Source organism: Streptococcaceae bacterium ESL0729 (assembly GCA_029391995.1).
Classification (GTDB): Bacteria; Bacillota; Bacilli; order Lactobacillales; family Streptococcaceae; genus Floricoccus.
In genome coordinates, this window is the sequence record CP113924.1 from 624,253 (window position 1) to 636,870 (window position 12,618).

Below are 12,618 nucleotides of genomic sequence, written 5' to 3' on the forward strand. Positions count from 1 at the left end.
TTTCTATTATTTTGACTAGCTTTGACCAGGAATGAATTTCATTTAACTTCCTAGGTCCTAAGACATGTAGAAGACCATCTTCAAAAGATGATCTTCTACTATTTTATAATAAATTCAGTGATTATCAAGGTAAAGGGTTAAACTTCCTTGTTTAGGACTAGTTTATTGATGGCATGAGCCACCCCATTTTCATTATTTGTTTTGGTAATGTACGATGCTAATTTTTTAATGTCAGGATTTCCGTTGCCCATAACGACTGGTAGGCCAACGAGTTCAAGCATTGAGCGGTCATTTTCCTCATCCCCAATAGCCATGGTCTCCTCAACCTTAATCCCAAGCTTTTCAGCCAGATGAAGGACGGCTTGTCCCTTACTTGCTTGCTTGTTTAGAAGCTCAAGGTAGACTGGGAAGCTTTTAACGATGTTGAATCTTTCATAAAATTCATTTGGTAGGGTCTCAATAGTCTGGTCAATAATCTCAGGCTCATCAACATACATAACTTTTACGATGTCAAGGTCACAAATCTCATCAGTTGTGCGGTAGTAAAGGGGCATGTTTACTAGCCAAGCCTCTCTGACAGTGTATCTACCGATATCACGGTTGGGTGTGTAGACCCCGTCAGATGTGATGGCGTGAAGGTGGATGCCCCTTTTTCTTCCTTCAAGTTCAATATCAAGGAAATCTTGGGCACTCATGGTTTCACGGACCAATTCTTCACCTGTATCTGTTGCTTGAACAAGGGCTCCGTTGTAGGTTATAGCATAATCACCAGCTTCTGTAAGGCCAAGCTCCTTTAAAATAGGCTCAACACCTGGTAGGGGACGACCTGAGGTGATTACAATCTTAACCCCTGCCTCCTTGGCTTCCTTGACTGCTTTTTTTATTTCATCTGAGATTTCATGGCGGTCATTTAAAAGGGTACCGTCCAGGTCAATTGCTACTAATTTTATCATGGTATAAAGGTCTCATTTCTAATATATTTTTCAAAAACATGCTTCTCCTGGGAGAAGAGGTGGTTATCGGCCGTAAGCTCCCTTGGGTAAAAGAAACGATTATCGCCGTGGACTGTTCCTGCAATGGATGCCACAATGGGAGATAGTTTTGATAACTCGACTAAACTTCCATCTTTTTGAATCATTTCTATTTGGGTTCTTGTTTTTTTAAGATTAGGCCTGTAAAAGTCATAGGGGAGGTCAAAGTTTGAATCAACTCCAGTATAATAGTTGGGATTAAAACCACAATCACCTACAAGCTTCCTTAAAATATCAAGCTTATCTCGGTCTTCTTCTTCAAACTTAATTGATTTTAAAACCTTACGATTGATAAAAGATTGGGCCAGATTAGCTAGAATGCTGTCGTCATAGTCCATCCAGTCTTGAAAGTAGGTATTCATGACACCATCATCAAGGGCTAGGTAATCTTTTAAATCATACTTACCTGTAAAGAAGGGGATGAGCTTTTTAGATGTTGCCTCAAAGTAGGCTGGATTCTCTAGGTAAAGCTCCTTGGCCCTTTTTAGCAGATTCTTTAAGAGAACCTCCATGGCTCTACTGGCTGGATGAAAGTAAACCTGCATGTACATTTGATAGCGGCTGACGATATAGTCTTCGACAGCATGCATCCCCTGGATTTTAAAGGCAATCCCATTTTCAATGGGCTCAATCACCCTTAGAATTCTCCTTAGGTCAAATTGACCATAGAGGGCTCCCGTGTAGTAGGCATCCCGCAAGAGGTAATCCATTCTATCAGCATCAATCTGGCTGGAAATAAGTTGGACAACCTGTTGGTTGGGATAAGTATGAGTTATGACACTTGCCACCTGGTCAGGAAAGTCTGGGGCCACCCGCCTAAGAATCTGATTGATTTCAGTTAGGGGATTTGTAATAATCTCAACTGTAATTAGCTCATGATCGGTATCAAAAAGATTTTCAAAGGTGTGTGAATAAGCTCCGTGCCCCAAATCATGAAGCAGGGCTGCACACCAGGTAACTAGATTCTCCCCTTGATCCCAAACATCTGGATACTTGTCAGTGAAAATTTCAGTAATTTCCTTGGCAATGTGATAGACACCCAAGCAGTGAGAAAAACGGCTGTGTTCAGCCCCGTGGAAGGTAAAACTATTGGTCCCAAGTTGCTTTATCCGCCTTAATCTCTGAAATTCAGAAGTATTTATGAGGTCATAAATGATTTGACTGTCGACATGGATATAGTTGTGAACTGGATCCCGGAATACTTTTTCGATTTTACTGGTCATAGAAACCTCCTTTCCCTATTATACGAAAAAAGTCCTTAAATTACATGAATCAACTATGAAATGAAAGGTAAATTAGTGATTGCTTGGAAAAATAAAAAAACCAAAGTAGTCCAAAGTAAAAAAGCGGAAAAGATTTTCTTAAGGGCTTATGCTTTGTGGTATAATTGACCCACACGCTTAAATTTAGTAGAAGGGAAAGTAATGAATAATAAATATGAAGTCAACCAGCTCCTTGCCTGGTATTCAACCATGCTTGAGATTAGACACTTTGAAAATATTTTAGATGATTATAATCGAGATGGAAAACTTTATGGGACGACCCACCTCTATAATGGTCAAGAAGCTGTAGCCACAGGAATTTGCCAGCAACTTGACAACAACGATTTGATACTTTCCACCCATAGAAATCACGGGCATGCCCTAGCCAAGGGAACTGATGGTTATCAGATGTATGCCGAAATTTTTGGAAAAAAAACTGGAACCAATGGTGGTAAGGTCGGCAGCATGCACATCAGCGACCCCAAGGTTGGAAATATGGGAGGAAATGGAATTGTTGGGGGAAACTTCCCGGTAGCTCTAGGCCTTGCGACTGCCCTTAAAATGGACAAAAAAGACGAAATTGTTGTCTGTTTTTCAGGTGATGGAGCCACCAATGAAGGAACCTTCCACGAATCCTTAAATCTTGCAAGTATTTGGAAGCTGCCCATTATCTTTGTAATTGAAAACAATCAATACGCCATGTCAAGTGATGCCAGCAAGATGATTGCAGGAAGTATAGCTGAGCGTGCTCATGCCTATAAGATGAAAAGTTTTAAGGTTGATGGCCAAGATATCTTTGAGGTAGCAACTACCTTTGAAGAGGCAAGAAGGGAGCTTAAAAATGGCCCTGTCCTCCTTGAGGCCATGACCTATCGTTTTCGTGGACATTCAAGAAGTGATGCTGAAAAATACCGCAGTAAGGATGAGTTTTTGAAGTATGAAGATCCAATCTTGAAGCTTAGAAATACCCTAATGAATGACTATCACTTGTCAGCAGATCAATTGGCCCTCCTTGACGAGAAGGCCTACAAAAAAATGGAAGCTGCTGCAGATAAGGCCTGGACAGATGAAGATGTGGAATTTGACTTTAACAAGCTAGAAGGAGAGGTCTATGCCGACTAGAAGACTAACTTACCTACAGGCGGTCAATGAAGGCCTCCATCAAATCCTTGACCTATTACCAGAAGCCTACCTTCTAGGGGAAGATGTGGGAGCTTACGGGGGAGGTTTTGGAGCTACCGCAGGCTTGATTGAAAAATATCCCGAGCGAGTACTTGAAACTCCCATCAGTGAAGCTGCCATTACAGGTATTGCTACAGGTTCAGCCATTATGGGTAAAAGGCCTATCCTTGAAATCCAGTTTTCGGACTTTTTGACCGTAGCCATCGATCAGCTGGTCAATGAAGCCGCAAAGATTCACTACCTAAGTAATGGCCAGGAAAAGGTTCCCATGGTTATCCGAACGGCTTCAGGCAGTGGTACAGGAGCAGGTCCCCAGCATTCCCAGTCCTTAGAAAATTGGCTGGCTCATATTCCAGGCCTAATCGTTGCCATGCCAAGTAATCCCTATGATGCCAAGGGAATCCTCCTTGCAGCCGTCAAAAATAATAACCCAGTCATTATCTTTGAACCCAAGTCCCTCTATAAAAAGCCTTCAGACATCGATGTCCCAGAAGAAGCTTATGAGGTCAAGCTAGGGCGTTCCAAACTTGTCAAAGAGGGCAGTGACCTGACAGTCATTGCCCTAGGTCGGATGGTTGATATTATTAAAAATATGGATCTAAATCCTAGCTTAAATATCGTTGATCCAGTCACCATAAGCCCTTTAGATATTTCAGGTCTTTTAAAAGAAGCCAATAAAACAGGCAAGGTTTTAATCCTTACAGAAAGCATTGCAAGGTCTGGAATTTCAGCTGAGATTTTTGCATCCCTCTGTGAAGCTGGCTTTAAGGGAGATATAAAGCGTCTTGGTGGGAAATTCTCACCCGTGTCAGCAGCTAAAACAATTGAGGAAAATTTTATCCCGACAGAAAAGGAAATTAGAGAAGCCATTGAGGAATTAATGCATGAAGATTAAGATTAAAAATGTTATTTTTATGGAAGGTCAAGAGGAGGTCATTGAGCAGCTTTATGAGGGTGAGCAGGTAGTCAAAAATGAGGCTACTTATCTAAGCTACAAGGACGAAGAAGGGATTAAGAATGTTATCAAGCTTACTCCTAAAGCTCTTGTATTGACCCGTTTTGGCCAGCAAAATACCCGCATGGAATTTAGATTAGGCCAAGCAAATGCTGCGATTATGACCCCAGCTGGCCTACAAAATCTGACAACTGAAAGCACATATTTTGAGCATACACAAGGGTCTGTAAAAATTGATTATATTTTGAGCCAACATAATTTAAAATTTGCTGAATATAAGCTTGAAATTAGGTACTAAATAGATTATCATCATACTAGCAAAATAAAATATAACTACTGGGAGATGAAGTATATGAAAATATGGACTATTCAAAAAAGAAAAGTGCTAAATGAAATATTAAAATATGGTAATTATGAAGCAAATTTCGAGGAAAGTTTAAAACTTGAACACAATAAATCCCAATTGCCATTGTATAATTTATTGCTTGATAGTTACAATAAAATAAATCAGAAACAAAGTAAGGGGCTCATTTTTGGTTTAGGCCTCTCAGATAATATGTCATTGAAAAATATTGATAATTTCAAAGAATTCAAGGAGGCCATGCTTGTTTTGGGAGATGCTATATTTTCATTATGGCAAAGATTTTTAAAAGAAGATTGTTTGATTTTGGAGTTGGATCTCGATGTACCTTCACCTCGCGAACCAGGAAATAATCTTATTCCTATAGATATAAATGATTATCAATATATTATGCCTCCATTTTGGCAAGTACCTCCTTATACTGAAGAAGATTTAGAGAGAATTATAAATAATATTATGGATGGTAGGATTGCAGCTTCTCCATTTCCGAGTTATATTATACAGTATCATTTTCCAAAAATTAGTAAAGAATCTTTATGTGGAGTATACGAGATGTTTGAGATAGATGGGACGCAAAGCGTTGAAAAGTATCAAAATAAAGTAGATTTTATTAATAGATTAAAATAATTAATATATAATTTAAAATTTGCTGAATATAAGCTTGAAATTGAATATGACCTGTGATATAATATAAACGTTGACTTTGTGAAACCTTCATGAAGTGCAACCGCTCGAAGAGATGTCAAAGTGGCCTAGGCCCACATCCTGAGGCGAGTCTGACTAAAGGTCTAAGGACCTAATAAAAATCTAATAAGGAGGAATCACAATGACTTATGCAATCGTAAAAACTGGTGGTAAGCAAGTAAAAGTAGAAGTTGGTCAAACTATCTACGTTGAAAAACTTGACGTTGAAGCTGGGAGCGAAGTAACTTTCACTGAAGTTGTTCTTGTTGGTGGTGAAAACACTACTGTTGGAACTCCATTTGTTTCAGGAGCTACTGTAGTTGGTGAAGTTGAAAAACATGGTAAACAAAAGAAAGTTGTAACTTTCAAATACAAACCTAAAAAACACTCTCACCGTAAACAAGGACACCGTCAACCTTACACTAAAGTTGTAATCAAAGCTATCAACGCTTAAGATGATTAAGGCTTTCATTAAGGAAAAAAACGGTAAGTTTGTTTCTTATGAGCTATCTGGCCATGCCCAAAGTGGTGAATTTGGCCATGATATCGTATGTTCTGCCGTATCAGTAATGGCAATCACAACTGCAAATAATATCGAACGCATGACAGGTGTTAAGTCACTGGTTGATGCGGGAGATGGTTATCTGTACTTTGAAATCGCCTCTGATATGACCCCAGAACAAAATCAAATCGCTCAGATTCTTCTTGAGAACTTTAAGCTCTCAATGGAAGATATTCAGTCTGAGTATGGTGACTTCCTTGAATTCACCCATAAAAACTAATAGGAGGAAATAAGAATGTTGAAATTAAATCTTCAATTATTTGCCCACAAAAAAGGTGGAGGTTCTACATCAAATGGACGTGATTCTCAATCAAAACGTCTTGGTGCTAAAGCCGCTGATGGACAAACTGTAACTGGTGGATCTATCCTTTACCGTCAACGTGGAACTCATATTCACCCAGGAGCTAACGTTGGTCGTGGTGGAGATGATACTTTATTCGCTAAAATCGAAGGTGTTGTTCGTTTCGAACGTAAAGGCCGCGATAAAAAACAAGTTTCTGTTTACCCAGTAGCTAAAAAAGCGTAATAAATGAAAGATACTGACTTCGGTCAGTGTCTTTTTATTTTACCTCTTGTAAATGTGTGTCAAATGGGATATAATTAAGCCATGCGATGAGTCGAGTCTTGGTACTTCGGTACCAGTTTCGAGCATGGATATCTGGGGCTTAGCCCGTCAAGGATTGATGAGATATTGACCAGCTTGTGTGAACCTTGTTGGACACAGGTTTTAATGCCTGCCATACCAAAAGACCTAGAAATAGGTCTTTTTTTGTAGCTATTTTCATTAAAATTTTGTAACTTTTTTGTAAGTTTATGAAAATATCATCTGATTGTTGAATGTGAAAAAATTTAATAGTATAATTAGAAAAAATTTAGAATTTTCAAAAAGGAGCTTAATATGTCAAAATCGTACACAGTAGCTGTTGTAGGTGCTACAGGAGCAGTAGGAACTCAGATGATTCGAATGCTTGAAGAGTCAACTCTCCCCATCAAAAAAATTAAATTGTTAGCCACAATCAATTCAGCTGGTAAGGTTTTGAAATATAAGGGTCAAGATATTGTTGTAGAAGAGACCATGGAAGATTCCTTTGAAGGGGTGGATATTGCCCTCTTTTCTGCAGGGGGTAGTGTTTCAGCTAAGTTTGCTCCTTATGCGGTTAAGGCAGGGGCTGTTGTGGTTGATAACACCAGCCACTTTAGAATGAACAAGGACACACCTCTTGTTGTACCCGAGGTTAACCCCCAAGCTCTTGATGACCACAAGGGAATTATTGCCTGTCCTAACTGTTCAACCATCCAAATGATGGTAGCTCTTGAGCCAGTCCGTCGTAATTTTGGCCTTAAAAGAATCATTGTTTCAACCTACCAGGCAGTATCAGGGGCAGGAGCTAAGGCCATTGAAGAGACCATCAATGAATTAAAAGATGTCGTTAATGACGGAGTTGATCCAAAGGACTTGAAGGCTCAAATCCTTCCATCGGCAGGGGATAAAAAACACTATCCAATTGCCTTCAATGCCCTACCACAAATTGATGTCTTCACAGATAATGACTACACCTATGAAGAGATGAAAATGACCAATGAGACCAAGAAAATCATGGAAGATGATAGCATCCAGGTTTCAGCTACCTGCGTTCGGATTCCAGTAATAACAGGTCATTCTGAGTCTATCTACATCGAGACCGAAAAGGCTGTAGATATTGCTCAAATTAAGGAAGTTATTGCCAACTTCCCTGGAGCTGTCCTTGAAGATGATGTTAAAAATCAAGTTTATCCACAAGCTATTACAGCTAGTGGTCAAAAGGAAACCTTTGTTGGACGTTTGAGAAAGGACTTAGACGTTGAAAATGGGGTTCACATGTGGGTGGTTTCAGATAACCTCCTTAAGGGGGCTGCCTGGAACTCAGTTCAGATTGCTGAAACCCTTCATGAAAGAGACCTTGTAAGACCAACTGAAGAAGTAGTTTTTGACCTATATTAAGGAGATAAATGATGGCTAACCCTTTGAAAGATTCACACATAATTACAGCACTTGTAACCCCCTTTACAGAAAACGGTGATATTAACTTTGAAGCTCTGCCAAAATTAATTGAACACCTTCTTGCCCACCACACTGATGGCCTAATCCTTGCAGGTACAACAGGGGAAAGTCCGACTCTGACCCACGATGAAGAACTTGAGCTCTTTGAGGCCGTCCAAAAGATTGTTGCAGGTCGTGTTCCCCTTATTGCAGGTGTTGGTACCAATGATACCAGGGACTCGGTCGACTTTGTTAAAGAAGTTGATACCTTTGGTGGCTTTGCTGCGGGTCTTGCAGTCGTGCCCTACTACAACAAGCCTAGTCAAGAAGGACTTTTCAGGCACTTTACAGCCATAGCTGACGCCAGTGACCTACCAATTATTCTTTATAATGTACCAGGACGTACTGTAGCAAGCCTTGAGGTAGCGACAACTCTAAAGCTGGCTGAGCATCCTAATATTATTGGGGTCAAGGAATGTACGGGTGTTGATAGCCTAAGTGAGCTGATTGAAGGAGCACCAGAAGATTTCTTGGTCTATACTGGGGAAGATGATTTGGCCTTTCATGCTAAGGCCTTAGGGGCTCAAGGGGTAATAAGCGTTAGCTCCCATGTTCTAGGTGATGACTTCCACCAGATTTTTGAAAATCTTGATCAAGGTCATGTCCGAGAAGCAGCTAAAATCCAAAGGAAGTTACTTCCCAAGGTCAAGGCCATCTTTTCTCTACCAAGTCCAGCTCCAATTAAGGCTGTCTTAAATAGTCAAGGCTTTGAGGTTGGACCCTTGCGTCTTCCTCTTGTTGCAGCCAGTAAAGATGAGGCAGCCCAGATTGTGGCCCTTGTTAGCGGCAAGTAAAAAACGAACATTTAACCGCAAACTCACTCTTTTGAGTGAGTTTTTCTTGTATAATTGCCCCTTATCTTATACAATATACAAGGAAGCTCTACTAAAACAGGGATTTTACATGGTGGAGTAGCGAAACCATTTTTTACCCAAAATGGTCGGGTCGGTCCCCTGAAACTAAGATTATCAGGAGATAAAATGAATAATTTACCAGTTTTTGATTATGAAGACATCCAGTTGATACCTAACAAATGTATCATCAAGAGCCGTTCTGAGGCTGATACAAGTGTGGTTTTAGGTAAGCATACCTTCAAGCTACCTGTTGTCCCTGCTAACATGCAGACAATCATTGACGAGCAAATTGCCGAAAAACTTGCCACAGATGGTTACTTCTATGTAATGCACCGTTTTGACGAGGCAGGTCGTAAACCTTTTGTTAAAAAAATGGCAGAAAAAAACCTTATCAGCTCAATTTCAGTGGGTGTTAAGGACTATGAATATGACTTTATTAATGAATTAGCTGAAGAAGGAGTAGTACCAGACTATATCACCATTGATATTGCCCATGGTCACTCTGATTCAGTAATCAATATGATTAAACACATCAAGGAAAAACTTCCTGAAACTTTTGTAATTGCAGGTAATGTGGGAACTCCTGAAGCTGTGCGTGAGCTTGAGAATGCTGGAGCTGACGCAACTAAGGTTGGGATTGGCCCTGGTAAGGTATGTATTACCAAGGTTAAGACTGGTTTTGGTACAGGTGGATGGCAGCTTGCTGCCCTTCGCTGGTGTGCTAAGGCTGCAAGTAAGCCAATCATTGCCGACGGTGGAATCCGTACTAATGGAGACATAGCAAAATCAATCCGCTTTGGTGCAACCATGGTCATGATTGGTTCCCTCTTTGCGGCTCACGAAGAATCACCAGGTGAAACTGTTGAAATCGATGGTAAACTTTACAAGGAATACTTCGGATCAGCAAGTGAATACCAAAAGGGTGAGCATAAAAATGTCGAAGGTAAGAAGATTATCATGGCTCACAAGGGTCATCTAAAAGATACCCTAACTGAGATGGAGCAAGACCTTCAGTCATCAATCTCATATGCAGGTGGGCGTGACCTTAAATCTCTTACTAAGGTAGATTATGTCATCGTTAAAAATTCCATCTGGAATGGGGATTCTATCTAAATCTTTAAAGATTTACTAAAATGAACAGGAAAAAAGGAGTAGCCCATATAGATAAGGGCTGCTCCTTTTTTATCTTATTTACGGTCACCTTGAGCTTTGTGCTCACGTTCTTCCTTAGAATCTAAATCAAATTTTGATTGTTTTTCTAGGCGTTCTTCCTTGCGTTTTGCTGTCTCAACTTCGCGTGCATCTGGTGCTTCAAATTCATGTTTCTTTTCCATGTTATCTTACCTCATTAATATTAATATAAAAACTTTATAGGGAAATTATAAGATTATATGACCCAATAGTCAAAGATAAAGTATAAAAATCTTTACCCTTGTCATTCCTGCTATCAGCGTCTATAATGGATAGGATGATTAACAATCAGTGAGGAGAGACTATGTTTACTAAAGATTCATTTAAAGTTTTCGCACCCCTTGATCTGGACGAGCGGATGGCAGAGATTAGGAGGGTTATCCAGCCAACCTTCCAGGAGATTTTAGAGGGTCTCGCACCACTTGTAAGCGACAAGGTGCGTGACACCACCCACATCCACATTGCCCAACATAGGAGGCGGACCAAAAACGCTCCAGATAGCACCTGGTCGGCTATTTCGACCAACAAGCGTGGCTACAAGTCAGAGCCCCACCTCCAGCTTGGTATCTGGAAAAATTATATCTTTATGTACTTGTCAATGATTGATAACCCCAAGGGTGAGAGGTCTATGGCCAACTTGCTTTTAGACAAGGTAGAAGCTCTTAACTCTTTGCCGGATGACTTTGTCTACTCAAAAGACCACACCAAAGATGACTACTATCCTATGAGCGAGGGTCTTGAAAAAGCCCTCATCCGTTTTAGGGATGTTAAGAAAGGCGAGTTTGAATTTGGCAGAATCGTTGATATCAACTCAGACCTGTGGGATAACCCCGCAGCCCTTGAAAGCTATATCAAAGAAACCTACAGCCACCTGCTTGACTTCTACAAGGATTTACTAGCTGTAAACAAAGCCCAAGACGCCTAGAAGGATAGAAGTATGGACGACAAAAAACAAGCACCAGGACTTAGATTTAGGGGATTTGAAGGGGAGTGGGAGGAGAAGAAGTTAGGGGATATTGTAAAACGTATAAGTACTGGAAGAAGTTCTTTCAGGAATGGAATTGAAAAATCAGAGGAAAATAGATATCCTGTTTTAGGTTCTACGTCAATTATTTCGTATGATAGAAATTATGATTATTCTGGAAAATTTATACTTATTGCTCGTGTAGGAGCAAATACAGGTTCATTGTACCGATACAGTGGTAATGTTAAAATAAGTGATAATACAATTTATATGGAATCGGATAACTTGGATTTTAGATACTATGGTCTTCAAAAATCTAAGTTGAAACAAAAATCTTTCGGGAGTGGTCAACCTCTAATAAAGGCTAGTGAATTAAAAAGTTTAAATATTTCAAATCCATCAAACTTTGAACAAGAAAAAATCGGTGCCTTCTTTGCTCAGCTTGATAAATTAATTGCCTTGCACGTTAAGAAGTTGGCTAACCTTAAAGAAATGAAAAAAGGCTACCTCCAACAAATGTTCCCAGCTCCAGGACAAAAAATCCCACAACTCAGGTTCCAAGGATTTGAAGGAGAGTGGGAGGAGAAGAGGTTGGGTGATTTAGTCTGTTTTTCAAAGGGCAAAGGTTATACCAAGAAGGATTTAAAAATTTCTGGAACTCCTATTATTTTGTATGGTAGATTATATACAGACTATACAACTACCATATTTTCTAACAAGCTTGAGACATATGTTGAGTTGAAGAAAGGTTCAATAATAAGTGAAGGTAGAGAGGTTGTTATACCATCATCAGGAGAAAGCTCTGAGGATATTGCTCGTGCATCTGAAGTTAGAGATAAAGGAATTATTTTAGGTGGTGATTTAAATATTTTGAAACCAAATAATTTATTGGATTCAACCTTTCTCGCCCTTAATCTTTCGAATGGTTCATCTCAAAAAGAACTTACTAAAAAGGCACAAGGTAAAACCGTTGTCCATTTACATAATTCTGATTTAAGTACATTAAATATTAGCTTTCCAAGTTATATTGAACAAGAAAAAATCGGAACTTTCTTTGCAGATTTTGATAAAAATATCAATCTAACAGAGAAAAAACTTGAACAGCTCAAAACCCTTAAAAAGGGATTTTTACAGCAGATGTTTATCTAATGAAAAAAGGACTTAAAGTCCTTTTTTGCTTGTGTCCCTAATAAAAATCGCAAGTCCTGCTAAGACTAAAATGTAGAAGGGCAGATTTAAGGCACTAAAATCAAGTGGTAGCCTTAAACTAAGGGCTAAGATAGGGATAAGCAAACTAAGGGCAAGTCCCCTGTATTTTAGGTATTTGGCTGGGATTTTTGGGATAAGATATTGCCTTAAAACTTGACTTAAAAACAGCATGCTTATTATAAAAATTATCATAAAAACTCCTCAACTTTCCTTGTTTGGTCTCATTATAAACTTAGATATTTAAAAGTCAATTCTTAACATCAAATAATCAAAGTAGATCTAA

Annotated in this window: 16 protein-coding genes and 1 other annotated feature; of the genes, 12 read left to right on the forward strand and 4 right to left on the reverse strand. The window is 39.4% G+C overall.

What is annotated here, in order from left to right; genetic code table 11:
- Positions 1-137 precede the first annotated feature (137 nt).
- Together yidA and OZX68_03140 are read right to left on the reverse strand one after the other, a co-directional pair.
- Positions 138-953: a sugar-phosphatase gene (gene yidA / locus OZX68_03135; protein ID WEV61236.1), complete on the reverse strand. Its 816-nt coding sequence runs from the start codon at positions 951-953 to the stop codon at positions 138-140.
- Positions 950-2,254, reverse strand: a complete 1,305-nt coding sequence (locus tag OZX68_03140; protein ID WEV61237.1) for an HD domain-containing protein — start codon at positions 2,252-2,254, stop codon at positions 950-952. The genes yidA and OZX68_03140 overlap by 4 nt, the downstream gene beginning before the upstream one ends.
- 201 nt (positions 2,255-2,455) lie before the next feature.
- Here OZX68_03140 and OZX68_03145 point away from each other — a divergent pair, with 201 nt between their 5' ends.
- The 10 genes from OZX68_03145 (at position 2,456) to guaC (ending at position 10,084) form a co-directional block, all read left to right on the forward strand.
- Positions 2,456-3,415: a thiamine pyrophosphate-dependent dehydrogenase E1 component subunit alpha gene (locus OZX68_03145; GenBank protein ID WEV61238.1), complete on the forward strand. Its 960-nt coding sequence runs from the start codon at positions 2,456-2,458 to the stop codon at positions 3,413-3,415.
- Complete coding sequence (locus OZX68_03150; protein WEV61239.1) at positions 3,405-4,370, forward strand: alpha-ketoacid dehydrogenase subunit beta; 966 nt, start codon at positions 3,405-3,407, stop codon at positions 4,368-4,370. Before OZX68_03145 ends, OZX68_03150 begins: the two co-directional genes overlap by 11 nt.
- Complete coding sequence (locus tag OZX68_03155; protein ID WEV61240.1) at positions 4,360-4,728, forward strand: DUF1934 domain-containing protein; 369 nt, start codon at positions 4,360-4,362, stop codon at positions 4,726-4,728. The genes OZX68_03150 and OZX68_03155 overlap by 11 nt, the downstream gene beginning before the upstream one ends.
- A 54-nt stretch (positions 4,729-4,782) precedes the next feature.
- Positions 4,783-5,418 (forward strand): hypothetical protein, encoded by a 636-nt coding sequence (locus OZX68_03160; protein ID WEV61241.1) that lies wholly within the window; start codon positions 4,783-4,785, stop codon positions 5,416-5,418.
- Between the two features lie 88 nt (positions 5,419-5,506).
- Positions 5,507-5,579, forward strand: a sequence feature (ribosomal protein L21 leader region).
- Positions 5,580-5,617: 38 nt separating this feature from the next.
- The gene (gene rplU / locus OZX68_03165) at positions 5,618-5,929 is read left to right on the forward strand and encodes a 50S ribosomal protein L21 (protein WEV61242.1); all 312 of its coding nucleotides are present in this window, start codon (positions 5,618-5,620) and stop codon (positions 5,927-5,929) included.
- 1 nt (position 5,930) lies between these two features.
- Complete coding sequence (locus OZX68_03170) at positions 5,931-6,257, forward strand: ribosomal-processing cysteine protease Prp (protein WEV61243.1); 327 nt, start codon at positions 5,931-5,933, stop codon at positions 6,255-6,257.
- Positions 6,258-6,272: 15 nt separating this feature from the next.
- Entirely contained in the window at positions 6,273-6,563 is a 291-nt protein-coding gene (gene rpmA / locus OZX68_03175) for a 50S ribosomal protein L27 (GenBank protein WEV61244.1), read from the forward strand.
- A 372-nt stretch (positions 6,564-6,935) separates the two neighbouring features.
- Positions 6,936-8,018 (forward strand): aspartate-semialdehyde dehydrogenase, encoded by a 1,083-nt coding sequence (locus tag OZX68_03180; protein ID WEV61245.1) that lies wholly within the window; start codon positions 6,936-6,938, stop codon positions 8,016-8,018.
- Between the two features lie 8 nt (positions 8,019-8,026).
- Positions 8,027-8,911 carry a 4-hydroxy-tetrahydrodipicolinate synthase gene (dapA, locus tag OZX68_03185; protein ID WEV61246.1) on the forward strand — a complete coding sequence of 295 codons (885 nt, stop codon included), beginning with the start codon at positions 8,027-8,029 and terminating at the stop codon, positions 8,909-8,911.
- 186 nt (positions 8,912-9,097) lie between these two features.
- A complete protein-coding gene (guaC, locus tag OZX68_03190; protein WEV61247.1) occupies positions 9,098-10,084 on the forward strand; it encodes a GMP reductase in 987 nt (328 codons plus the stop codon).
- 74 nt (positions 10,085-10,158) lie between these two features.
- Here the strand turns inward: guaC and OZX68_03195 are convergent, their stop codons facing one another.
- A complete protein-coding gene (locus OZX68_03195; protein WEV61248.1) occupies positions 10,159-10,305 on the reverse strand; it encodes a hypothetical protein in 147 nt (48 codons plus the stop codon).
- 161 nt (positions 10,306-10,466) lie between these two features.
- Between OZX68_03195 and OZX68_03200 the strand changes: the two genes are divergently transcribed.
- Both OZX68_03200 and OZX68_03205 read left to right on the forward strand, forming a co-directional pair.
- Positions 10,467-11,087 (forward strand): DUF1054 family protein, encoded by a 621-nt coding sequence (locus OZX68_03200; GenBank protein ID WEV61249.1) that lies wholly within the window; start codon positions 10,467-10,469, stop codon positions 11,085-11,087.
- 12 nt (positions 11,088-11,099) lie between these two features.
- The gene (locus OZX68_03205; GenBank protein ID WEV61250.1) at positions 11,100-12,275 is read left to right on the forward strand and encodes a restriction endonuclease subunit S; all 1,176 of its coding nucleotides are present in this window, start codon (positions 11,100-11,102) and stop codon (positions 12,273-12,275) included.
- A gap of 12 nt (positions 12,276-12,287) precedes the next feature.
- Here the strand turns inward: OZX68_03205 and OZX68_03210 are convergent, their stop codons facing one another.
- Positions 12,288-12,527, reverse strand: coding sequence for a hypothetical protein (locus OZX68_03210; GenBank protein WEV61251.1), 240 nt, complete (start codon positions 12,525-12,527; stop codon positions 12,288-12,290).
- Between the last annotated feature and the right edge of the window lie 91 nt (positions 12,528-12,618).